Source organism: Streptomyces sp. NPDC126503 (genome assembly GCF_040302405.1).
GTDB lineage: Bacteria > Actinomycetota > Actinomycetes > Streptomycetales > Streptomycetaceae > Streptomyces > Streptomyces gulbargensis.
Genome location: NZ_JBEORS010000029.1, coordinates 59,289 through 82,149, shown reverse-complemented (window position 1 = coordinate 82,149; position 22,861 = coordinate 59,289). Strand labels below are relative to the sequence as shown.

General features: G+C 73.0%; 20 protein-coding genes. 4 read left to right on the top strand and 16 right to left on the bottom strand.

Annotated elements, in window-relative coordinates; all coding sequences use genetic code 11:
- Both ABTY40_RS27765 and ABTY40_RS27760 read right to left on the bottom strand, forming a co-directional pair.
- Nucleotides 1-947, bottom strand: a 947-nt coding sequence (locus ABTY40_RS27765) for an MFS transporter (protein WP_352062002.1), incomplete at its 3' end; no start/stop codon positions are given.
- Nucleotides 944-1,654, bottom strand: a complete 711-nt coding sequence (locus ABTY40_RS27760) for a FadR/GntR family transcriptional regulator (protein ID WP_352062001.1) — start codon at nucleotides 1,652-1,654, stop codon at nucleotides 944-946. The genes ABTY40_RS27765 and ABTY40_RS27760, both read right to left, overlap by 4 nt.
- Before the next feature lie 121 nt (nucleotides 1,655-1,775).
- Here ABTY40_RS27760 and lpdA point away from each other — a divergent pair, with 121 nt between their 5' ends.
- Nucleotides 1,776-3,179 (top strand): dihydrolipoyl dehydrogenase, encoded by a 1,404-nt coding sequence (lpdA, locus tag ABTY40_RS27755; RefSeq protein WP_345280510.1) that lies wholly within the window; start codon nucleotides 1,776-1,778, stop codon nucleotides 3,177-3,179.
- 209 nt (nucleotides 3,180-3,388) lie between these two features.
- Here the strand turns inward: lpdA and ABTY40_RS27750 are convergent, their stop codons facing one another.
- The 9 genes from ABTY40_RS27750 to ABTY40_RS27710 form a co-directional block, all read right to left on the bottom strand.
- Nucleotides 3,389-4,195 (bottom strand): HAD family hydrolase, encoded by an 807-nt coding sequence (locus tag ABTY40_RS27750; protein ID WP_352062000.1) that lies wholly within the window; start codon nucleotides 4,193-4,195, stop codon nucleotides 3,389-3,391.
- On the bottom strand, nucleotides 4,192-5,481 hold the full coding sequence (serS, locus tag ABTY40_RS27745) for a serine--tRNA ligase (RefSeq protein ID WP_352061999.1): 1,290 nt from the start codon (nucleotides 5,479-5,481) through the stop codon (nucleotides 4,192-4,194). The genes ABTY40_RS27750 and serS overlap by 4 nt, the downstream gene beginning before the upstream one ends.
- Before the next feature lie 534 nt (nucleotides 5,482-6,015).
- Entirely contained in the window at nucleotides 6,016-6,951 is a 936-nt protein-coding gene (gene pheA / locus ABTY40_RS27740) for a prephenate dehydratase (RefSeq protein ID WP_352061998.1), read from the bottom strand.
- Nucleotides 6,952-6,981: 30 nt separating this feature from the next.
- A complete protein-coding gene (efeB, locus tag ABTY40_RS27735; protein WP_352061997.1) occupies nucleotides 6,982-8,259 on the bottom strand; it encodes an iron uptake transporter deferrochelatase/peroxidase subunit in 1,278 nt (425 codons plus the stop codon).
- Nucleotides 8,260-8,262: 3 nt separating this feature from the next.
- Nucleotides 8,263-10,212 carry a copper resistance CopC/CopD family protein gene (locus ABTY40_RS27730; protein WP_352061996.1) on the bottom strand — a complete coding sequence of 650 codons (1,950 nt, stop codon included), beginning with the start codon at nucleotides 10,210-10,212 and terminating at the stop codon, nucleotides 8,263-8,265.
- Between the two features lie 24 nt (nucleotides 10,213-10,236).
- Nucleotides 10,237-10,695 (bottom strand): copper chaperone PCu(A)C, encoded by a 459-nt coding sequence (locus ABTY40_RS27725; protein ID WP_352061995.1) that lies wholly within the window; start codon nucleotides 10,693-10,695, stop codon nucleotides 10,237-10,239.
- Nucleotides 10,692-11,429, bottom strand: a complete 738-nt coding sequence (locus ABTY40_RS27720) for an SCO family protein (protein ID WP_352061994.1) — start codon at nucleotides 11,427-11,429, stop codon at nucleotides 10,692-10,694. The genes ABTY40_RS27725 and ABTY40_RS27720 overlap by 4 nt, the downstream gene beginning before the upstream one ends.
- A 39-nt stretch (nucleotides 11,430-11,468) precedes the next feature.
- A complete protein-coding gene (locus ABTY40_RS27715; protein ID WP_352061993.1) occupies nucleotides 11,469-12,224 on the bottom strand; it encodes a YcnI family copper-binding membrane protein in 756 nt (251 codons plus the stop codon).
- Nucleotides 12,225-12,373: 149 nt separating this feature from the next.
- Nucleotides 12,374-13,171: a hypothetical protein gene (locus ABTY40_RS27710; RefSeq protein WP_352061992.1), complete on the bottom strand. Its 798-nt coding sequence runs from the start codon at nucleotides 13,169-13,171 to the stop codon at nucleotides 12,374-12,376.
- 261 nt (nucleotides 13,172-13,432) lie between these two features.
- On the opposite strand from ABTY40_RS27710, the gene ABTY40_RS27705 reads away from it, so the two are divergent.
- Complete coding sequence (locus tag ABTY40_RS27705; RefSeq protein WP_352061991.1) at nucleotides 13,433-14,056, top strand: ATP-binding protein; 624 nt, start codon at nucleotides 13,433-13,435, stop codon at nucleotides 14,054-14,056.
- Between the two features lie 54 nt (nucleotides 14,057-14,110).
- Here ABTY40_RS27705 and ABTY40_RS27700 read toward each other — a convergent pair whose 3' ends face one another.
- Nucleotides 14,111-15,571: an aminopeptidase P family protein gene (locus tag ABTY40_RS27700; RefSeq protein WP_352061990.1), complete on the bottom strand. Its 1,461-nt coding sequence runs from the start codon at nucleotides 15,569-15,571 to the stop codon at nucleotides 14,111-14,113.
- Nucleotides 15,572-15,753: 182 nt separating this feature from the next.
- Nucleotides 15,754-17,355, bottom strand: a complete 1,602-nt coding sequence (locus ABTY40_RS27695) for a PP2C family protein-serine/threonine phosphatase (protein ID WP_352061989.1) — start codon at nucleotides 17,353-17,355, stop codon at nucleotides 15,754-15,756.
- Between the two features lie 505 nt (nucleotides 17,356-17,860).
- On the opposite strand from ABTY40_RS27695, the gene ABTY40_RS27690 reads away from it, so the two are divergent.
- Both ABTY40_RS27690 and ABTY40_RS27685 read left to right on the top strand, forming a co-directional pair.
- Nucleotides 17,861-18,544 carry a bifunctional DNA primase/polymerase gene (locus tag ABTY40_RS27690; protein ID WP_352061988.1) on the top strand — a complete coding sequence of 228 codons (684 nt, stop codon included), beginning with the start codon at nucleotides 17,861-17,863 and terminating at the stop codon, nucleotides 18,542-18,544.
- A 313-nt stretch (nucleotides 18,545-18,857) separates the two neighbouring features.
- Nucleotides 18,858-19,511: a hypothetical protein gene (locus ABTY40_RS27685; RefSeq protein ID WP_352061987.1), complete on the top strand. Its 654-nt coding sequence runs from the start codon at nucleotides 18,858-18,860 to the stop codon at nucleotides 19,509-19,511.
- Nucleotides 19,512-19,731: 220 nt separating this feature from the next.
- Here ABTY40_RS27685 and ABTY40_RS27680 read toward each other — a convergent pair whose 3' ends face one another.
- The 3 genes from ABTY40_RS27680 to ABTY40_RS27670 all read right to left on the bottom strand — a co-directional run bounded on the left by ABTY40_RS27680 (nucleotide 19,732) and on the right by ABTY40_RS27670 (nucleotide 22,644).
- A complete protein-coding gene (locus ABTY40_RS27680) occupies nucleotides 19,732-20,718 on the bottom strand; it encodes a DUF5926 family protein (protein WP_352061986.1) in 987 nt (328 codons plus the stop codon).
- 163 nt (nucleotides 20,719-20,881) lie between these two features.
- A complete protein-coding gene (locus tag ABTY40_RS27675) occupies nucleotides 20,882-21,487 on the bottom strand; it encodes an ATP-binding protein (protein ID WP_345280542.1) in 606 nt (201 codons plus the stop codon).
- A 311-nt stretch (nucleotides 21,488-21,798) separates the two neighbouring features.
- Nucleotides 21,799-22,644, bottom strand: a complete 846-nt coding sequence (locus tag ABTY40_RS27670) for a glycerophosphodiester phosphodiesterase (protein WP_352061985.1) — start codon at nucleotides 22,642-22,644, stop codon at nucleotides 21,799-21,801.
- Nucleotides 22,645-22,861: the final 217 nt, after the last annotated feature.

Sequence of the window (22,861 nt, the reverse complement as noted above, 5' to 3'; positions counted from 1 at the left end):
GTCCGGCCGGCGAGGAGCGGGACGGCGAAGGCGCCCGCGACCTGGGTCAGGTTGTTGAAGGCGAAGATGACACCGGCGGTGGAGCGGCTCATGCCGTGGTCGGTGAAGATGGTCGGCATCCAGGCGACCAGGACGTACGTCCACAGCGACTGGAGACCCATGAAGAGGGTCACCTGCCAGGCGAGGGCGGAGCGCCGGAGGCCCGCCGGACGGCCGGAGGCGGCCGGGACGGCCCGTCCCTGGTGGCCCGTACGGCCCCGGGCGATCACCACCTGCGGCAGCCAGGCCAGTGCGGCGACGGCCGCGAGCAGCGACCAGAAGCCGAGCGAGCCGCGCCAGCCGCCGCTGAGCGCCTCCTCCAGGGGGACGGCCGCGGCGGCCGCCACCGTGGCGCCGGCGATCATCGCGCCCGTGTAGACGGAGGTCATGGACGCGGCCCGGTCGGGGAAGTCCCGCTTGATCAGGCCCGGCATCAGCACGTTGAGCAGGGCGATGGCGGTGCCGACGAGGACGCCGCCGGCGTAGAGGGCGTACACGGACGGCAGCACCCGCGCGAGGATGCCGGTTCCGAGCAGCAGCAGCGCCGCGAACAGGACGCGTTCGGCGCCGAAGCGCCGGCCGAGCCAGGGGGCCGCGAGGGCGCCGAGCCCCAGGAAGAGGACGGGCACCGAGGTCACCAGCGAACTGGCCGTGGAGGACAGCCCGAAGTCGTCCGCGATCTCGCCGACCAGCGGGGCCACCCCGGCGAGCGCGGCCCGCATGTTGAGGGAGGCGAGGACGATACCGACGAGCAGTACCGCCGGGTGCGCGAGCAGGGCGCGGCGCGCGGCCGCGCCCCCGGGCGCGGGCCGGACCCCGGCCTCGGCGTCGACGAGCGGCGGCGCGCCCCCGGGTATGCCGGGGGCGTCGGTGGCCCGCGCTCCCGGGAGGTCCGTACGCGGGCTCATCGGGTCGGCTCCGGAGCGGTGGTGGTCATCCCGGCCTCGGCCGTCAGTGCCTCGACCGTCTCGATCGGGGCCCGCAGCAGTTCCCGGGCGCAGCGCTCGGCCTCCTCCGGGTCGGCCGCCTCGACGGCCGCCACGAGGGCCTCGTGGGCGTCGATGTCCACCGGGGGCATCGCCCGGTCACCGAGGGCGGCCACCAGGACTTCGTGAACCTGGGTGGAGAAGAATCGGTACACCTCGATGAAAGCGGCGTTGTGCGTCGCGCCCACCACCGCCATGTGGAAGGCGAGGTCCGCGTCGGCGTCCCGGTCGCCCTCCTCCCGAAGGGTGGCCAGCGCCGCCCGCAGCCGCAGCAGGTCGTGGGTGTCGCGCCGTACCGCGGCCAGGCGCGCGGCCTCGGCCTCCAGGGCGACCCGGAGTTCGAGGACGTCGCGGGCGCCGGCGTGCCGGACGCCGTTCAGGACGGCCGCCGGGTCGGCCGCCGACCTGACGAAGGTGCCGTTGCCCTGGCGGGACTCCAGAAGACCGGCGTGGACGAGGACGCGCACGGCCTCGCGGACGGTGTTGCGGCCGACGCCGAGCTGCTGGGCGAGCTCGTGCTCGGTGGGGATGCGGTCGCCGACCGCCCACTCCCCGTCGGCGAGCTGGGAACGGAGCTGTTCCACGACGGAGTCCACCAGCGAGGTCCGCCCCGCCGCTCTGAGTGCCATGCCGCTTTCCCCTTCAAATGCCCGGTTGCCCAGTCATCCTACAACTGACCACGCGGGGGTCCCGGGACTACTGTGGGGCCGTACGCGGACCGAACACCCTCACCACCTTCGGGAGTCAGTCATGTCAGACCGCTTCGACGTCGTCGTACTCGGAGCTGGCCCCGGCGGCTACGTCGCCGCCATCCGCGCCGCCCAGCTGGGCAAGCGGGTCGCGGTCGTCGAGGAGAAGTACTGGGGCGGTGTCTGCCTGAACGTCGGCTGCATCCCCACCAAGGCGCTGCTGCGCAACGCCGAACTCGCCCACATCTTCCACCACGAGGCCAAGACCTTCGGCATCAAGGTCGACGGCACCGTCTCCTTCGACTACGGCGAGGCGTTCCGCCGCAGCCGCACGGTCGCGGACGGCCGCGTCAAGGGCGTCCACTTCCTGATGAAGAAGAACGGGATCACCGAGTTCGACGGCCGGGGCACCTTCCTCGACGCGAACACCCTCCAGGTGGCGAAGTCGGACGGCACCACGCAGACGATCACCTTCGAGAACTGCATCATCGCCACCGGCGCCAGCCCGCGGCTGCTGCCCGGCACCTCCCTGAGCGACCGGGTCGTCTCCTACGAGCAGCAGATCCTCGCCGAGGACGCCCCGAAGTCGATCGTCATCGCCGGTGCCGGCGCGATCGGCATCGAGTTCGCGTACGTCCTGAACAACTACGGCACCAAGGTCACCATCGTCGAGTTCCTCGACCGGATGGCCCCGCTGGAGGACGAGGAGGTCTCGAAGGAGCTCGCGAAGCAGTACCGCAAGCTCGGCATCGACGTCCTCACCTCCACCCGCGTCGAGGCGATCGACGAGTCCGGCCCGCAGGTCCGCGTCACCGTCACCGGCAAGGACGGCGCGCAGAAGGTGCTGGAGGCCGACAAGGTCCTCCAGGCCATCGGCTTCGCCCCGAACGTCTCCGGCTACGGCCTGGAGAGCACCGGTGTCGCCCTCACCGAGCGCGGCGCGATCGACGTCGACGGCCGCTGCCGCACCTCGGTGCCGCACATCTACGCCATCGGTGACGTCACCGCGAAGCTGATGCTCGCGCACACCGCCGAGGCCATGGGCGTCATCGCCGCCGAGACGATCGCGGACGCCGAGACCATGGAGCTCGACTACGCGATGATCCCGCGCGCCACCTACTGCCAGCCGCAGATCGCGAGCTTCGGCTACACCGAGGCGCAGGCCCGTGAGAAGGGCTACGACGTCAAGGTCGCCAAGTTCCCCTTCATGGCGAACGGCAAGGCGCACGGCCTCGGCGACTCGACCGGCTTCGTCAAGATCGTGGCCGACGCGAAGTACGGCGAGATCGTCGGCGCCCACCTGATCGGCCCCGACGTCACCGAGCTGCTGCCCGAGCTGACCCTGGCTCAGCAGTGGGACCTGACCGTCCACGAGGTCGCGCGCAACGTTCACGCGCACCCGACCCTGGGCGAGGCCGTCAAGGAAGCGATCCACGGCATCGCCGGGCACATGATCAACTTCTGACGCGCCACGGCGGCCGGCCCCCGACCCCTCCCCACGAGGAAAAGCGTTCGCGTCCGAACGGGCGCCCGGCGCACACTGGTTGGGCGGGGGACACGGGGGATTCCCCGGGGCCGGCCGCTTCGAGCGCGCGGACCACGGTCCGCGCGGGCCGCGACCCACGAAGGCCCGCTCCCTCCCGGGAGCGGGCCTTCGGCACGGTACGGACAGGATCAGGCGGCCAGCAGGCGCTCCAGGACGAGCGCGATGCCGTCCTCCTCGTTGGTGGCGGTCACCTCGTCCGCCACGGCCCGCAGTTCCGCGTGCGCGTTGCCCATGGCCACGCCGTGCGCCGCCCAGCCGAACATCGGTATGTCGTTGGGCATGTCGCCGAAGGCGATGGTCTCCGCGGCCTTCACGCCGAGCCGGCGCGCGGCCAGCGAGAGGCCCGTCGCCTTGCTGAGGCCGAGCGGCAGGATCTCCACGATCCCCGGCCCGGCCATGACGACGTCCACGAGCCCGCCGGCCGTCTGGCGCGCGGCCCGGGTCAGTTCGTCGTCCGTGAGCGTGGGGTGCTGGATGTACAGCTTGGTCAGCGGCGCCGCCCACACCTCCGCCGGGTCCTCGTACGGCACGTACGGCAGCGGCCCCTCGTGCACCCGGTAGCCCGGGCCCATCAGGACCTCGCCCTCCAGGCCGTCCCGGCTCGCGGCCAGGGCGAGCGGCCCGACCTCCGCCTCGATCTTCGACAGCGCCAGTCCGGCGAGCTGCCGGTCCAGGGTGAGCGAGGTCAGCAGCCGGTGCTCACCGGCGTGGTAGACCTGCGCGCCCTGGCCGCACACCGCGAGCCCGTCGTAGCCGAGGTCGTCGAGGATGTGCCGGGTCCAGGGCACGGCACGGCCGGTGACGACGATGTGCGCGGCGCCCGCCGCCGTGGCGGCGGCGAGCGCGTTCCGCGTACGGTCCGAGACGGACTCGTCGGCCCGCAGCAGCGTGCCGTCGAGGTCCGTCGCGACCAGGCGGTAGGGGAAGGGGCTCACCGGGAGATCGGCTCCAGGACCTCACGTCCGCCGAGGTAGGGGCGCAGCACCTCGGGGACCCGCACCGAACCGTCGGCGAGCTGGTGGTTCTCCAGGATCGCGACGATCGTGCGCGGGACGGCGCACAGGGTGCCGTTCAGGGTGGCCAGCGGCTGCACCGTCTTCTTGCCGCCCTGCTCGTCGCGCATGCGGACGGAGAGGCGGCGGGCCTGGAAGCCGTCGCAGTTGGAGGCCGAGGTCAGCTCGCGGTACTTGCCCTGGGTCGGGATCCAGGCCTCGCAGTCGTACTTGCGGGAGGCGGAGGCGCCGAGGTCGCCGGTGGCGACGTCGATGACCTGGAAGGGCAGCTCCAGGGAGGTGAGCCACTGCTTCTCCCACTCCAGGAGCCGCTTGTGCTCGCTCTCCGCGTCCTCGGGCGCGACGTAGGAGAACATCTCGACCTTGTCGAACTGGTGGACGCGGAAGATGCCCCGGGTGTCCTTGCCGTACGTGCCCGCCTCGCGACGGAAGCAGGGCGAGAAGCCCGCGTAGCGCAGCGGCAGCTTGTCGGCGTCGATGATCTCGTCCATGTGGTACGCGGCGAGCGGCACCTCGGACGTACCGACGAGGTAGTAGTCGTCCTTCTCCAGGTGGTACACGTTCTCCGCGGCCTGGCCGAGGAAGCCGGTGCCCTCCATGGCCCGCGGGCGGACCAGCGCGGGGGTCAGCATCGGGATGAAGCCGGCCTCGGTGGCCTGGGCGATGGCCGCGTTGACGAGGGCGAGCTCCAGGAGCGCGCCGACGCCCGTCAGGTAGTAGAAGCGCGAGCCGGAGACCTTGGCGCCCCGCTCGACGTCGATGGCGCCGAGCGCCTCGCCGAGTTCCAGGTGGTCCTTGGGCTCGAAGCCCTCGGCCGCGAAGTCGCGGATGGTGCCGTGCGTCTCCAGGACGACGAAGTCCTCCTCGCCGCCCACGGGCACGTCGGGGTGGACGATGTTGCCGAGCTGGAGGAGGAGGCGCTTGGCGGTCTCGTCGGCCTCGTTCTGCTCGGCCTCGGCGGCCTTGACGTCGGTCTTGAGCTGCTCGGCCTTCTGGAGGAGCGCGGCGCGTTCCTCGGGGGTGGCCTTGGGGATCAGCTTGCCGAGCGCCTTCTGCTCGGATCGGAGCTCGTCGAAGCGGACGCCGGACGACCTGCGCCGCTCATCGGCGGAGAGCAGGGCGTCGACGAGCGCGACGTCCTCTCCACGGGCGCGCTGGGAGGCGCGAACACGGTCGGGGTCCTCACGGAGCAGGCGAAGGTCAATCACCCCACCAGGCTACCGGGGCGTTCTCACCCGCCCCCACCGGATAAGGTCGCGCGTGTTGTTTTGCCCGGATTGAACCGCTTGGGAATTCCGGAGGCCGCACGCGGGCCACCGCTCCGGGGCCGTGAAGGCGGCGAGCGGCATTAGTTATCCACAGGGTGTGCGGAAGTTCTGTGGATCGGGAGGAAGATCGCGGGGATTCTCCGTTCCGGCCCGGGCATTTCCGTGATCAAACATCATTTTGGTACTCATTCGGGTGGGAATTGCTCGTTCCAAAGGGGTGATTCCGGGAATCGTGCCGCCCCGGGCGCTGCGGCTCGCTGTGGACGAGGGGCCGGTCCGCTAGGGCGACCGGGGCGATTTGTCGACCTTGTCGGTGCGTGTTGTCGACTTGTCCCCAGGTTGGCCGAGCGCCTGTGGAAAACCTCTGTGGGTAACCGAAAAATATGCAGGTAGGACTAGTGGTCCGTGCCTGTGGACGAACGCCTCCGCAGAACGGGACGGCCGGTCATCCTCGGGAGAGACCCGAGAGCCGGGTCAGGCCCGGCCGTCCTGGGCCCGCGCGAGCCAATCGGAGGCCGCCATGAACTCCTGGTCCGACGTCCCCCGCCGGAGCGGCCGCACGTCCTCCGGCGCGACACCCGCCCTGGGGTACGAGCCGAGAAACCGCACCTTGGGGCAGATCCGCTTCAGGCCCATCAGTGCCTCACCCATCCGCCGGTCCGCCACATGACCCTCGGCGTCCACGGCGAAGCAGTAGTTCCCGATGCCCGCGCCGGTGGGCCGGGACTGGATCAGCATCAGGTTCACCCCCCGCACCGCGAATTCCTGGAGCAGTTCGAGAAGGGCACCCGGATGATCGTCACCGAGCCACAGCACCAGCGAGGTCTTGTCGGCACCCGTCGGCGCCGCCGGCCGCGCCGGGCGGCCCACGAGCACGAAACGGGTCTCGGCGTTCTCCGCGTCGTGGATCTCGGTGACCAGCGCCTCCAGCCCGTACGTCGCCGCCGCGAACTCTCCCGCGAAGGCCGCGTCGAACCGGCCCTCCTGGACCAGCCGGGCCCCGTCCGCGTTGGAGGCGGCCGACTCCCAGGTGGCCTCGGGCAGGTGCGCCCGCAGCCAGTTCCGTACCTGCGGCTGCGCCACCGGGTGCCCCGTGACCGTCTTGATGTCCGACAGCGCGGTCCCGGGACGCACGAGGAGCGCGAAGGCGATCGGCAGCAGCACCTCGCGGTAGATCATCAGCGGCTTGCCCGAGGACAGCTCGTCCAGCGTCGCGGTCACCCCGCCCTCGACCGAGTTCTCGATCGGTACGAGCGCGGCGGCGGCCTCCCCGTTCCGCACGGCGTCGAGGGCGGCCGGCACCGAGACCATCGGGACCAGCTCCCGCGTCGCTGCCTCGGGCAGCGTCCTCAACGCTGCCTCCGTGAAGGTGCCTTCGGGACCGAGATACGTATACCGGGTGGCGGACATACCGTCACCCTAATGGGCCCCGTGCCCCCCTCACCCCTCCAGCAGCCGCTGGCCCACGTACTCACCCTCGGCAGCCCCGCCGGGCACCGCGTAGAGGCCGCTCGACTCGTGCCGGATGAACGGCGAGAGCGCGTCGCCCCGGTCGAGCTTCCGCTGCACGGGCACGAAGCCGCGCAGCGGGTCCGCCTGCCAGCAGACGAAAAGGAGCCCGGCGTCCGGGGTGCCGTCCGGGGCGATCCCGTCGTGGAAGGAGAACGGCCGGCGCAGCATCGCCGCCCCGCCGTTCTGTTCGGGGGCGGAGATCCGGGCGTGCGCGTTGTCGGGGATCACCGGCCTGCCGTCCGGGCCGAGCTTGTTCAGGTCGAGTTCGGTGGTCTCGGTGCCGCCGCTCAGCGGGGCCCCGTCGGACTTCCGGCGCCCGATGACCTTCTCCTGCTTCTCCAGGGAGAGCTTCTCCCAGTCGTCGAGGAGCATGCGGATGCGGCGCACCACCGCGTACGAGCCGCCGGCCATCCACTCCTGACCCCCGGGCGCGCCGACGGGGACGAAGATCCGGCGGTCGAAGTCGGGCTCGTCCGGCTTCGGATTGCCGGTGCCGTCGATCTGCCCCATCAGGTTGCGGGCGGTCATCGGCTTCGCGGTGGCGCCGGCCGAGCGGTTGAAGCCGTTCATCTGCCAGCGCACCCGGGCCGCGTCACCCGCGTCCTTCTGGACGGCGCGCAGGGCGTGGAAGGCGACGAGGGCGTCGTCGGCGCCGATCTGCACCCACAGGTCGCCCTCCGAACGGCGCGGGTCGAGCGCGTCGGAGGAGAAGGCGGGCAGCGGGTCCAGTTCGGCCGGACGCCGGGCCGTGAGCCCCGTCCGGTCGAAGAAGGTCCGGCCGAAGCCGAAGGTGACCGTGAGGGAGGAGGGGCCCGCGTCGAGCGCGACACCCGTGTCACCGGCCGGTGCCGCGCCCGCCATCAGCGCCTTCGCCGTCGCCGACCAGCGGCGCAGCAGGGCGGCGGCCTCCTTGCGGCCCGCGCCGGGGGCGAGGTCGAAGGCGACCAGGTGGCCGCGGGACTGGGAGGGGGTGGTGATGCCCGCCTGATGTTTCCCGTGAAACATCACCTCGGTCGCACCGACCGTGGACAGCGCGGGAGTGCCGCCGGGACCGCTCGCACCCCCGGAACCGCCGTCGGACACGGCGGCGGAGACGCCTGCTCCGCCGGCCGCGCCGATGACGAGTCCCGCGGCGCCCGCCGCGCCGACGGTGCCGAGCAGCCGCCGACGGGAGATCTCAAGGATGTCGTTGTCGCGCTCGGTCACGGGTCAGCCGATCTTCACGTTCTTCTCGATGGTGGTCTGGTCGATCTCGGAGGTACGGACGGTCACCTGGATCCGCCAGTCGCCGGGCATCGGGATCTGGACGCCGCTCGCGCTCCAGTGTCCGGTCTGGATGCGGTCGGGGGCGACGGGCAGCGGCCCGACGCCCTTCTCCTCCAGGGTGAGGGCGACCCTGATCTCGGGGACGTCGAGCGGCTTGCCGTTGGGGCGCTCGACGTAGAGGTGGAGCGCGTTGGCGCCGGTGCGGCCGGGGTCCAGGCTCAGCCGGACCACGCCCTGGCCCTCGGTGCCCCCGGTGTCGAAGGGCAGTCGGATGTCGACCGGGCGGTCGGGCACGGCGGCCGTTCCGGTGGTGGTGGCGCGGCCCGCCTCCTCCTCGGTGCGGCCCGGCTCGGTGGAGGTGAGGACGGTCGTGACGGCGAGCAGCACGACGGCGACGGCGGCCTCGGTGAGCACCGAGCGGCGCAGCCCGCTCCGCTCCGGGTCCGCGTCGCGCTCCCGCTTGCGGCGGGCGGTGGCGACGGCGGCCCGCTGCCGGGCGAGCTGCGCGGCCCGCTCGGGGTCGGGTTCCGCCCCGCCGCCGGTCTCCGGGGAGGCCTCGTCGGCGCCGGGTTCCCGGCCCGGATCATCGGCGTCCAGGTCCCCGGCGTCCAGGTCCCCCTCGGCCCGGTCCTCGTCCGTCGCCCCCGGGGCCGCGTCCGCGAGGCGGCGCGTCCAGCGGCGGGAGATCCAGGCGATGCCCACGAGCACGGCCATCAGCCCGATCTTGACCAGCAGCAGCTGCCCGTACCGGGTGCCGGTGAGCGCGGACCAGGAGCCGACCTGGCGCCAGGACTGGTAGACGCCGGTGGCCACCAGGACGGCCACCGAACCGAAGGCGACCTTCGAGAACCGCTCGACGGCCGCGCGTTCCACCGACGGCGCCCGGTGGAGCGCCACCAGCAGGACCGTGAGACCGCCGAGCCAGGCGGCGACCGCCAGGAGGTGCAGGATGTCGACCGGCATGGCGATCCCGGGCTGCAATCCGGTCGAGGCGTGCTCGGCCAGCGCCCACGTCCCCGCGATGCCGGCCGCGACGACCGTCCCGCCCAGACCGAGCCCGAAGGCCAGGTCCTTGCGCTCCTTCGGGTCCGTCCGCCGGGCATAGGCGCCGAAGAGGACGGCGACGAACAGGGCGGCCGCGCCGAGCAGCAGCAGCCGCGAGGTCAGGGCGGCGCCGGTCTTGGTCTCCAGGACCGCCTTCAGCCCGGCCAGGTCGAAGGCGTCGGCGAGGGCGCCGGAACCGGTGTACGGGTTGCGCAGCAGCAGCATGGCCAGGGTGGCGCCGGTCAGGGTCAGCCACCCCCGTACGACGGCCCGCTGCACCGGCCGGACACCCGCGCCGCGCGGCCAGCAGACCAGCACGAAGGCGCCGCCGCCGACGAGGACGGCGAAGCCGGCGTACGAGAGATAGCGCGCGATCCCGTACAGCACACCGACGAGCCCGCCGCCCGGGCTCCGCTCGGGCAGCGCGACCGAGGTCGCCGAGGGCGCCCCGACCGAGAACGTGAAGGCCCCGGCGATGGGGTGGCTGTCGGCGGAGACCGTCTGCCAGGCGACGGTGTACGTGCCGTCCGGGAGCCCGGCGCGCAGCGCCACCCCGTACCGGACGACGGCACCGCTGCACAGGTCGATGATCTCGCCGGTGTCGACGCGCCGGCCCGCCGGGTCGAGGACCCGGATCGAGTCGGCGCTCATGGCGACCTGTTCGGAGAAGGTGAGGTTGACCTCCTTGGGGGCGGTGGCGACCACCGCCCCGTCCTTCGGGTCGCTCCCCGTGAGCGCCGCGTGCGCGGAGGCGGGGGCGGCGCCGGCGAGGAGCGTGCCCAGGAGCGCGGCCGCGACGAGCAGCAGCCGGACCAGGGCGGTACCGAGGCGCGGGGCGGTGGTTGTCATCTCTGTGTCACTCCGTCAACGAGCTCAGTGCTGCCGCGGGTTGTGGTGGGGAGCCTCGACGGGGACCTCCACCTCGATCGGGTCGGACTTCTCGAAGTGGAGCTCGACACGGACCTTGTCGCCCTGCTTCGGCTTCGACTTCAGCTCCATGAACATGATGTGGTTGCCGCCGCGTTCGAGCGTGAGCTTCCCGTTCGCGGGGATGTCGAAGGACGGCACCTCCACCATCTTCTGGTTCTTGGTCTCGTGGATGGTGACGTCGTCCGAGAGCGGGCTGGTGACCGAGGTGAGCTTGTCCGCCGCGCCGCCGCTGTTGGTGATGGTGAGGAAACCGCCGGCCATGTCCGAGACCGGCTGCGGGATGAACGCCCCGCTGACCTGCAGCCGGGGTTCGTCCCCGCCGGAGGAGCAGCCGGTCAGCGCCACCGAGGCGGCGAGCGCGACGGTGGCGGCGACGGACAGGACGGTGGTGCGGCGGGTCACGGGTTCTCCCCCTTGATGAGCTTCGGCAGATCCTTGGCGTAGTCCTCGACGGTCGTGCCCTCGCCGTACAGGACGTAGCCCTGGTCGGTCTTCGGGGAGAACGCGATCACCTGGGCGCCGTGCATGGAGACGACCGTGCCGTCCTTCTCCTTCTTCGGCGGGTCGATGCCGATACCGATCTGGCGGGCACCCGCCTGGATCGCGGAGAAGTCACCGGTGAGCCCGACGAAGGAGGGGTCGCCGGCCGCGGGCAGCCACTTGGCCAGCTCGGCGGCGGTGTCCCGTTCCGGGTCGGTGGTGACGAAGACGACCTGGAGCTTCTCCTGGTCCGCCTTGGGGAGCTTCTTCTTGGCGACGGCGATGTTGCTCATCGTCAGCGGGCACACGTCGGGGCAGTGGGTGTAGCCGAAGTAGATGAGCGTCGGCTTGCCCTGGGTGCGCTCGCGGAGGTCGTACGTCTCGCCCTTGGTGTCGGTCAGGACGAGGTCGGGCTTGGTGAACGGGCGGTCGAGGACCGTGGCCGCCTTCGTGGTGGTGGTGCCCCCGGAGACCTGGGCGACCGCACCGGAGGGGGCGGGCTTGTCGTCCCCGCCGTTGAGGCCGACGGCGGCGGTGAGGCCGAGGGCGGCGACGATCGCGACGGCCGCGACGATCAGCGGGGTACGCCGCCCGGGGCGGGCCGTACCGCGCTGCTCACCACCGGACGTCGCGGGGGATGTCTTCTCTACGGACATGCTGTGTCTTTCCGAGTGCTGCGGATGAGGGGGCGGCCGTCAGGCCGAGCGGCGGCGTCCGGCGAGGACACCGAAGGCCACACCGGCGGCGCCGACCAGGATGCCGATGACGCCGAGGACCCGGGCCGTGGTGTCGCTGGAGGAGGCGGTCTTCTCGTCCGCCGCGTCGGCGTGGCTGTCCTTGGTGCCGGCGTCCGTGCCGGACGCCGAGGCCGAGGGGGCGGGAGCGGTGGTGGCCGCGCCGCCGTGGTGGTCGCCGGAGGCCGGGGCGAGCTTCAGGACCGGGGCCGGGAACTGCGGCTCCTCGGCGCCGTCCTTCTGCTCCTCGATCCAGCGCACGATCTCCTTGTTGTCGTACGTCTGGATGGCCTTCACGACGAGCCGGTCGGTGTTCTCCGGCAGCCGGCCGAGGGAGAGCGGGAACTGCTGGAACTGCCCGGGCCCGATCTTCGAACCGTCGGCGGTCCAGGTCACCTTGGAGACCGCCTCGTTGATCTTCTTGCCGTGCAGCTCCAGCGGCTTGTCGAGCTTCGTCCGGGTCACCTCCGCCTTCCAGCCCGGGACGGGCTGCGGCATGACCGAGGCGAGCGGGTGGTCGAGGGGGAAGTTGACCTCCACCTTCACGGTGGAGGCGTTGTCGCGCTCGTTGGGGACCTTGATGTTCACGGTCGCGTAGCCGCCCTGGGCGGCCTCGCCCTGCGGCTGCACACCGACGTGCGCGAAGGCGGTGCCGGACAGCAGCAGGACGGAGGCGGCGGCGGTGCCACCGGCGACGAGGACACGGGAAACGTTCATGGCGTAAGGACACTCCAGCTCGGAGGGGCGGAAGGGTGACCGGCACGCCGTGTCGCGCCACGGGACGATGTCCCGGGCGGGCCGCGGGCCGGTGGGCCCCGGCCGGGCGTGCGGACGGGCGCGGTCCCGCTCCGGACGAGCGGACCGCGTCAGGCTGCGAGGACGCAGTCGGCGTCCGGCGGGCCGCGGCGGATCACCGTGTGCTGGAGGGCCTCGGCCACCGGTGGCGGCGAGGTGTCGGAGGCGGTGCGGAGCCGGGGCCGCGGTCCGGTGCCGGGCGCGGCCGGCAGACCGGCGAGCAGGGCCCGTACGAGGCGGAGCGCGGCCCGCAGCGCGCGGACGGGCGCGCAGGCGGCGAGCTCCGTGGCGCCCTGCTCGGAGAGCCGGACCAGGCCCACGAGCGCCCGGTCGCCGCGGCGCAGGAGCCAGCCGGTCGCCAGGGCGGCGAGCAGGTGGCCGAGGAGCATGGGCAGGCTGGGCAGCAGTTCGGCGGCGGGCCCGGCCGTCGTGACGGCGGCGGCGCCCGGGTGGGCGTGGGCGGCGGCCGAGGTGGCGGCCGCCGGGTCCAGCCCGGCGTCCCGCACGATCCGGGCGGCCTCGGCGGGGCCGAGGGTCGCCGCGCTCGCCCCGCAGACCAGCTTGGCGGCCAGCCGTACGAGGGCGTCGTCGGCCTGCTCGCTCAGGGCGAGGTGCCGCTGGCCGGCGCCGAAGAGGACGTGGAGGCCGAGCTGCCCGCCCGCGAGCGCGCCCACGACGAAGCCGAGGGACCGCTCACGGCCGGTGAAGAGGAGGACGACCCCGAAGACGCCGAGGAAACCGGCGAGCAGGGACCACAGCGCGATGCCCGCGCAGGCGGCGAGCGCGTGCCCGAGCCCGGACAGCACGACGCAGACCGCGGCGAACACCGCGGCCCTCAGCAGCCGTGGAGCGAGCGGCGGGGCAGACATGGCGGGCCCATCATCGCACCACGGAGGTCACCGGCAGGAGGCAGGTCCGTAAGGTCGTACTTGGGGGACTTGCTCGACTTGCGGTGCTTGGGGGTGGCGGAGTGACCGGCCGGGTCCGCTCCCGCGCGGCCCGCCGTCATACACCGGCGTCCGGGCCGGTGCATCCGCCGAACGAGCGCTCTTGCCCTCACCGGGGGCTTACGGACCGGTGCGCAGGGCAATACGTATCGGTATGTCGAGCCGCTGCCGGGAGGCTGGAGCATGAGCATCTGGTGGTCACTCCATCTGCGGCGCGAGGCGGCGAGCGTGCCGCTCGCCCGCAGGCTCCTGATGGGCACGATGGAGACGGCGGGTGTCGATCCCGACGTGTCGTACGAACTGTCCGTCGCGCTCACCGAGGCCTGCGCCAACGCGGTCGAGCACGGCGGCGGCGGTACGGGGGCGGGCCGGGGCGCGGCCTCGGAGGCGTACCGGGTCACGGCCTATCTGGACGGCGAGACCTGCCGTATCGAGGTCGCCGATTCGGGCCCGGGTTTCCCGGGGGTCGGCCGCCGGCCGCTGGCGGGCTTTTCCGGAGCGAGTGATTCCGTGTCTGTCGGTCCGGAGTCCGCCCCTTGCGTGTCCACCGGTTCCGTATCTGCCGACGCGGCATCGGGCGGCTCCGCACCGGCCCTCGTCAAAACCGTGCTCGACGAACCCGTGCCGGGCGGCCCGTCCCTCGGTGCTCTCGCCGTCGCCGAGGCCGAGAGCGGGCGGGGCCTGCGCCTGATCGAGGAACTCGCGGACCACGTGCAGTTCGGCAACCGCTCGGGCCTCGGCGGAGCCGTGGTCAGCTTCGACAAGATCCTCAAATGGAAGGACAGCCCGTCCCTCCTCCTCGCCTGAACGCCGAAGCCCCCGCCGGAGGACCGGCGGGGGCTTCGGCGCGAGTGTCGACGATCAGCCCTTCAGGGCGGCCATCCACGCCTCGACCTCGTCGGACCGGCGCGGCAGCTGGGCCGACAGGTTCCGGTTGCCGTCCTCCGTGACGAGGATGTCGTCCTCGATCCGGACGCCGATGCCCCGGTACTCCTCCGGCACGGTCAGGTCGTCGGCCTGGAAGTAGAGCCCCGGCTCCACGGTCAGGCACATGCCCGGCTCCAGGGTGGTGTCGACGTACGCCTCGGTGCGCGCGGCGGCGCAGTCGTGGACGTCCATGCCGAGCATGTGACCGGTGCCGTGCAGGGTCCAGCGGCGCTGGAGACCGAGCTCCAGGACGCGGTCGACCGGACCCTCCACCAGACCCCACTCGACCAGCTTCTCGGCCAGCACGCGCTGGGCGGCGTCGTGGAAGTCGCGGTAGGCGGCGCCCGGCTTCACCGCGGCGATGCCCGCCTCCTGGGCCTCGTACACGGCGTCGTAGATCTTGCGCTGGATGTCGGTGTACCGGCCGTTGATCGGCAGGGTGCGCGTCACGTCGGCGGTGTACAGCTCGGTGGTCTCGACACCGGCGTCGAGGAGCAGCAGGTCGCCGGAGCGGACCGCGCCGTCGTTGCGGACCCAGTGGAGGGTGCAGGCGTGCGGGCCGGCGGCGGCGATGGTGCCGTAGCCGACGTCGTTGCCCTCGACGCGGGCGCGCAGGAAGAAGGTGCCCTCGATGTACCGCTCGCTGGTGGCCTCGGCCTTGTCGAGGACCTTGACGACGTCCTCGAACCCGCGGGCGGTGGCGGCGCAGGCCTTCTCCAGCTCGGCGATCTCGAAGTCGTCCTTGACGAGACGGGCCTCGGAGAGGAAGACGCGCAGTTCCTCGTCGCGCTCGGCGGTGACCTTGTCGACGAGGGCGCCCTCGATGCCGGCGTCGTGGCCGCGGACGACGCGGACCGGGCCGGTGGCCTCCTTCAGGCGCTCGGGCAGCTCGCGCACGTCCTTGGCCGGGATGCCGAGGAGCTGCTCGGCCTCGGTGAGGGAGTGACGGCGGCCGACCCACAGCTCGCCCTGGCCGTCCAGCCAGAACTCGCCGTTCTCGCGGTCGGAGCGGGGCAGCAGGTAGATCGTGGCCCGGTGGCCCGTCTTCACCGGCTCCAGGACGAGGACGCCGTCCTGCGTCTGGTCACCGGTGAGGTACGCGTACTCGGTGGAGGCGCGGAAGCTGTACTCGGTGTCGTTCGACCGGGTCTTGAGCTTGCCGGCGGGGATCACCAGGCGCTCGCCGGGGAAGCGGGCGGAGAGCGCGGCCCGGCGGGCGGCGGTCCGCTCGGCCTGGGGGATCGGGGTGAGGTCCCGCAGCTCGGTGTCGGCCCAGCCGGACTTCATGTTCTCGGCGAGCTCGTCGGAGACGCCCTGGTACAGGCCGTTCTTGCGCTGCTTGATCGGCTGGTCTTCGGTCTCTTCCGGGGTCTCCGGGGTGAGCTCCTCGGCCACGGGTCTGCCTCCTCCTGGTACGACACTGAACCCCCACCATCGTACGGTCGTGCGGAAGGGGTCCCCCAGGGCCGGAAGGCCCCCGACGGGCAGCGACCGCGCGTGTCCGCTGCGCTACGGGAGGGGCGCCGTACCGGCGGGCGGAGGGGAGCGGCGCGTGCGGGCGGGGCCGTCCCGTGGGCTCAGTCGAAGCGGGCCGCGAGCAGCACCACGTCCTCGTCGTCCGGCCCGCCGGAGCCCGCCGCGTACGTGTCCGGCCCGTCCGGCAGCAGGGTCCGCAGGATGTGGTCCACGACGGCGTCCGGGTCGGCCCGGTCCGCCCTCGGTACGCCCGCGGCCGCCGCGTGCAGCCGGGCGAAGGCCCGGTCCATGGCGTCGCCGGTGCGGCGCAGAAGCCCGTCGGTGTACAGCAGCACCGTTTCTCCTGGCGCGGGAGAAAGCTCGACGCTCGGCGCCTCCCAGCAGGAGAGCATCCCGAGCGGGGCGGAGAGCGAGGTCTCCACGAACGCGGTGCGGTGGTCCCCGATGATCAGCGGCGGGGCGTGCCCGGCCCCGGCGAGGACCAGCCGGCGCCGCGCCGGTTCCGCGTAGGCGAACAGCGCGGTCGCCGCACGCGCGGGCTCGGTGACCCGCATCAGCAGCTCCAGGTCGGAGAGGACGGCCACCGGGTCCTCGCCCTCCATGACCGCGTAGGCCCTCAGGGAGGCGCGCAGGCGCCCCATGGCCGCGAGCGCGCTCGGCCCGGAGCCGGTGACGGAACCCACGGCGAGCCCGAGGGCGCCCTCGGGCAGCGGCAGCGCGTCGTACCAGTGGCCGCCCCCGCGGGGACCGGTGCGGTGCCGGGCCGCGAGCCGGACGCCGGGGACGCGCGGGAGGCGGCTGGGGAGGAGTTCCTCGGCGACGGTGGTGACGTCGGCGCGGGCCCGTTCGACCTGGAGGAGGCGGGCGAGGTGCTCGGTGGCGAAGCGGGCGTAGAGGCCGATGAGGTGCCGCTGACGTTCGGTGGGTTCGGCGGGCTCGTCGTAGAGCCAGACGGCGGCGCCGAGCCGGCCCGCCTCCTCGGTGGCGAGCGGCAGGGCGTAACTGGCGGCGTAACCGAGCCGGGCGGCGACCTCCCGGTGGCGCGGGTCGAGGCCCGACTCCGTACGGACGTCGGGAACGGCGATCGGGTCGGGCACGGGCCGGTGGCGACCACGGCGCCCACCGGCCCCCTCGGCTCCTCCCGGCCCTTCGCGCCCCTGGATTCCTTCGAGTCCTTCGAGTCCTTCGAGTCCTTCGAGTCCTTCGAGGAGGCGTCCGTAACTGGTGACGTGCCGCGGGAGGGTCTCGATGGTGCCGAGGTCGGCGTGGGCGAGGCCGAGGCCGATGGTGGTGGCGGGGCCGAGGCCGTCGGCGGGTTCGAGGACGGCCATGCCCCGGCGGGCGCCGACGAGGGCGGCGCCGGCGGTGAGCAGTTCGCGCAGGGCCCGGTCGAGGGAGGCGGTCCTGATGAGGCGCTCGGTGAGTTCGTGGAGGGTGGTGAGGTCGGAGACCCAGGCGGCCAGGCGGTCCTGGATCAGCAGGCCGGGGGCGGGGGCCGTCGGCCCGTCGGCCCGGTCGGGGGCGGCCCGGGAGGCCGCATCCGAGGGACGGTCACGGCCGGTGGACGCGGCCGTGGGGGGCGCCCCGGGGAGGGGGGCCGTAGTGTGCGGGGGAGCGGGAATCGTTGAATCGATTCCGGCCACTTTCGGCACGTGTGGGGTGCTCATCTCGGTCGGCTTTCCGACCGGTGCGTTTGACGCCATAGCATCGCAAACCCCCAGGTGATTCTGCTGATTCTGCGCCGCTCGATGTCTCCACATGTACACGCACCCGTGGAGCGATGTCCAGCATTGTCCCCATGGGACTTGTGGTGTCCGTGAGGTTGTGCAGAGGGGTTGAACTGGCGGCGAACTTGGCCGAAAATTGCCCCCGGTGTGCACCTTTTGCGGTCGACTGGCGTCGTTTCACAGCGCGTCATCCCGAACGTCCTGGGTACGTAATCGGTGACAGGCAGGGGCAGTTGAAGGTGCCCCGGAGCGAGATGCGGAACCCCGGCGTCCAGTACGCCGCAGGCCGCGGTCCGTCACCGAGTGGCGGGGAACTGTTCCGAACCGGGTGCGTCCCGGCTCCGACCGGCTTCGGTCCGGCCGGCCCCGCCCCGACGCGGGGCGGCGCACCGCCGTCCTTGTACGCGCTGATACGCACGGTGAAGTGATCTGCACGTGTTGTGATGTGGATTCGGCGTTCAACGGAAAGGAACGAGCGCTCATGCGCGAGATCCTCGGAAGGCGACGCAGGCTCCGGTTCCGGCGCAAGGGGAGGACCGCCCGGCTCGACGCCGCGGTCACCTTCGCGGTCGAGTGGGACTGGCCCGTCCTGCCGGGCGTGGGACTGAGCTCGACGACGACCCGTACGACCGCGGGCGCGGTGTGCGCCTGCCCCGACCCCTCCTGCGCGGTGCCCGGCGCGCACCCCTACGACCCCGGGCTCCTCGCGGCAACCACCGACGAGCGGATGATCCGCTGGTGGTGGACCCGCCGCCCGGAGGCCCCGGTGGTCCTCGCCACCGGGGGCCGCGCGCCCTGCGCGGTGAGCCTCCCGGCCGCGGCGGGCGCGCGGGCGCTCGACGCGCTCGACGCGATGGGGATCCGGCTCGGCCCGGTGGTGGCGACCCCGACCCGGTGGTCGATCCTCGTCGCCCCGTACGGCCTCGAACGGCTCGGCGAGCTGCTCCACGCGAAGGACAGCGTGCCGAGCTCGCTGCGGTTCCACGGGGAGGGCGGCTATCTGCTGCTCCCGCCCTCGGTCGCCGGGACCGGGCAGGTGTGCTGGGAGCGGGCCCCGCTCGCCGGATCGGCGCGGCCGTGGCTGCCCGACGTGGAGGCGGTGGTCGACGCCCTGGTCGAGGCCAGCACCAGCGCGCCGGACGGCGGCAGCCGCCTCGCGTACTGACCCCACCCCGGGCCTTGTCCTCCTGCCTCGTCCACCTTCCTGTTCTCGTCACCTGGTCCTCATCACCTGGTCCTCACCTCTCGGACCGCTCTCCGGGAGGCTTCGCCGACGTCCGGGACCTTCCTCCCGGTCCTTCCTCCGGTCCGCCGCCGTTCACCCGAACGGGTGCGGTGGGGCCCGGCGCGTACGGGAAACGGGTGTGCGGCCCGCCGGATGTCCGGCGGGCCCCGCTATGTTCGCCCCACCGTCCGGGATCCCCAGCCGCCGTACGACTCCAGGAGCAGGTGGACCTCATGCGTCCGGTGAACCTCCGATGAACCTCCGTGGGGCCGTGCTCGCGGCCGTCGTCATCGCCGCCGTCCTGCTCCCCGTCGCCGCTTCGGCGGGCGGCACCGGGACGGGGGAGGGCGCGGGAACGCCGGGTACGGACGCCACCGCGCCGCCCGGGGATCTGGCGGGCGGCCCGGGCCCCGGCTCCGGGTCCCGTACCGCCGGGCACGCGCCGGCCGGGCCGGTCCCGAACCGCACCCCCGCCGCCCCGCCCGCCCCCGCATCCGGTGATCCCGCACCCGGCGGCTCCGCGTCCGCCGGCGTACCCGAGCGGGTCGCGCGATGCGGGCCGGAACTCGCCTCTCCGGAGGGCATCGAGGCGCAGACCTGTGTCCTCGCGGAGGGCGCCGACACCTGGGGCCGTACGTACTACCGCAACGCCACGGGCCGGGAACTCGACGCGTATCTCACGCTCATGGCACCCGGAGGGCGGACCGTTCAGGTCCGCTGCCGCGTCGCGGCGCAGGACGAACCCGGGCGCTGCGAAACGCCCCAGGAACGTGGTGGCGACGGGCTCACGGCCTATACGGCGGTGGCGGAATTCGCGGGTGCGGAGGAGAAGGGCGCAGGCGCGGAGGGAAGTGGTCCGCTTCTGTTGCGCGCGGGCGGCAACACGGCGGAGGGCGAAGGAAGTTGAGCGTCGAACACCTCCGGGCGGGCGGAGGCGGACATGGAAACGCCCGGTCGCTGGCGACGGGGGATGCACCAGCGACCGGGCTTCCAGAACGGTAACAAGAGATCTGCTGTTCGCAAATTCGATCTCGGTTATTCGGACAGGGATTTACCCGCCCGTAGGCCGGGTTGTGGTGGAAGTCACCGACCGGTCGGTCTGCCGGTGACTCATACCACCCGGGGTATCAGCTGAGAGTCACCTGACGGTTCGTGAGGCCGCCGCGTGCACGCCGCTCCTCCGCCGTGAGCGGGGCGTTCGAGGCGAGCGCCCCGGCGAGCCGCTCGGCGAACTCGGCGGCCGGCTTCTCGCACTCCTCGGCCGTCATCGAGGTCGGCAGGTCCCACACCGGAACCATCAGGCCGTGGGCGCGGAACGACCCCACGAGGCGGGTGTCCTGGCCGAGGCCGGTCTCCCCGGCGGCCTGGAGGCGGGCGAGCGCGTCGAGGAGCTCCTCCTCGGGGTGCGGCATGACCCAGCGCAGGTGGTTCTTGTCCGGGGTCTCGCACCAGTACGCGGCGTCCACGCCCGTGAGCTTGACGGTCGGGATCGCGGCGGCGTTGGCCCGCTCCAGCGAGGCCGCGACCTCCGGGTCGGCACCGTCGGCCGACTGCGGGACCCAGAACTCGAAGCCCGGGTGGACCTCCGGCGCGAACGCGCCCTCGGGGTCGAGCAGATCCTGCAGGCGCGGGCCCTCGGCCGGCACCCGGCGCGGCGGGACCGGGTTGCCCGGCTCGGTCTCCAGGGCGCGCTGGAGCGTGTCGGCCATGTCGCGCGCCAGGTCACCGGAGGAGGACTCGTTCTGCAGGCCCAGCAGGACCGAGCCGTCGTCGCGGCGGAGCGCCGGCCAGGCCATCGGCAGCACGGTCGCGAGCGTCACCGACGGCACGCCCTCGGGCAGCCCGCCCTTCAGGGTGAGCGGCACGGTGGCGGCGGGCACGAGTTCGCGCAGGGCCACCCAGTCGCACTCGCCGGGCAGGCCCTCGAAGGGGCGCTGGACGTGCTCGGTGACGGCGTGCGCGGCCTCCCGGCCGTGACACGCCTTGTAGCGGCGGCCCGAACCGCACGGGCACGGCTCGCGCGCGCCGACGACGGGGATCTCCCCGCTCGTGACCTGTGCCTGGCCGGTCTTGCCGGCCTTTCCGGCCTTCGTCTGGGGGCGCTTCTTGGCCATGGTGGGGCTGTCTCCCGATCGCGGCGGTGCTGTGTCGGGCGCGAGCCTAGCCGCCCCGGCCGCCGGGACCCCTCATCCGGGCCGTCGCCCGGCCCGTACGCGTACGCCTCCCCCGCTTCCGGCCGGGGCGGGCCCGGCCGGAAGCGGGGGAGGGAGCGGTCGCTCAGTCCAGGTCGTCGTACGCGTCCAGGAAGCCGAGGGCGGGGCCGCCGCCGACGACCCGGGTCGCGAAGTCCTCACGGCGGTGTCCTTCGGTGACCACCGCCCAGACGGTGACCTCACCGGTGGCGCTGTCGCGTACGCCCCAGTCCTGGGCGAGGGCCCCGATGATGTTCAGCCCGCGGCCGCCGTGCGCGGTGACCGAGGGCTTCGAGGGAACGGGCCGTGTGGGACCACCGCCGTCCGTCACCTCGACGATCAGACCGCCCGACGGATCGAGCCGCCAGGCCGCGAGGACGTCCCCGTCGCCCCGGTCCCCCCGGCCCAGTGGTCTGCCGTGCCGGCAGGCATTGCTGAGGAGTTCGGAAAGGATCAGTACCGCGTCGTCGACGACCGTTTCGGACACCCCGCTGCGGTACAGCTCGTCCCGCATCCGGTGCCGTGCCTCACCCACGCCCGCAGGGCCATGGGGTACGGCCATGCTCGACGACGTGGGCACCTCCTGTGCCACCACCAACGCCACCCCCGAGACCTCCTTTGCCCCACGCCACGGTGTGGATGCCCCAATGGCATGGGCCGGAAACCGACTGTTCCGCGTGTGATGAGGCACTCGTGACGATCGCGTACGCGCCGAACGCGCCGGTGCACTCCCCGCAAGCCCTGGGGCGGGTGGGGCCGAGGGGTACGGGAGAGGCGGTACGGCCCCGGCGGAGGCGCCTCCCGTTCACGGCGTGTCGGGCCCCCGCCCACGGACGAACGGGCTTCGGCTCGGCCCCGGCTCACGGCGGGGTCGGGTTTCGGCTCGGGCCCCGGCTCACGGCGGGGTCGGGTTTCGGCTCGGGCCCCGGCTCACGGCGGGGTCGGGTTTCGGCTCAGGCCCCGGCCGGGTCCCGGCCCAGGCTCCTCCGGCCGGATCTCGGCTCAGGCCAGGGAGGGCCCGCGGCTTCCGTCCCGGCCGAGTTGGGCGAGGACCTGCTTGGGGCGGTTGGTGATGATGGCGTCGACACCGAGCCGGAGACACAGTTCCACGTCCTCGGGCTCGTCCACCGTCCACACGTGCACCTGGTGACCGGCCTTCTGGAGGCGGATGATCACCGCGGGGTGGTGCCGGACGATCCGGATGGAGGGCCCCGCGATCCGCGCGCCCGCCGGGAGGCGCCCGTCGCGCAGCCGGGGGGAGACGAACTGCGAGAGCGAGACCGTCGGCAGGGTCGGCGAGGCCGCGGCGATCCGGTGGAGCGAGCGGGGCGAGAAGCTCATGACCCGGACCGGCGAGTCGTCGGCGGAGTCCGGCGCGTCCAGCCCGAACCGCTTCAGGAGCTGGAGCAGCCGCTCCTCGACCTGGCCCGCCCAGCGGGTGGGGTGCTTGGTCTCGATGGCGAGCTCGACCCGGCGTCCGGCGTCGGAGACCAGCTCCAGGAGGCGCTCGAGGGTCAGGACGGAGGTGTAGCCGGGGTCGCCCCAGTCAGGGCTCTCGCCGACCTCGTCGCGTTCCTTCCAGGCGCCGAAGTCGAGCGCCGCGAGGTCGGCGAGTTCGAGGCCGGAGACGGCGCCGCGGCCGTTGGACGTGCGGTTGACGCGCCGGTCGTGGACGCAGACGAGGTGGCCGTCGGCGGTGAGCCGGACGTCGCACTCCAGGGCGTCGGCGCCGTCCTCGATCGCCTTCACATAGGCGGCCAGGGTGTGTTCCGGTGCGTCCTCGGACGCCCCGCGGTGGGCGACGACCTGGACGGGGGCGCGGTTCGGTTGCTGCCGTGCGTGAGTCACCGCGTCATGGTGCCATTGGCGGAGCGACCGGAGAGGGAGACGCCCGTTCTGTCCGTATATAAAGGAGGGAGCGTGGATGCACAGCTCCGGCTTACGGCGGTCTGACGTGTCGTGGGAAAAGCTGGGCACACGATCCCTGGCACCTGCCCGGAGCACCGAGCGCACCGGGCACCCCCCACCCCGTACCCGCACACCAGCGCCACCGAGGAGAGCGAGC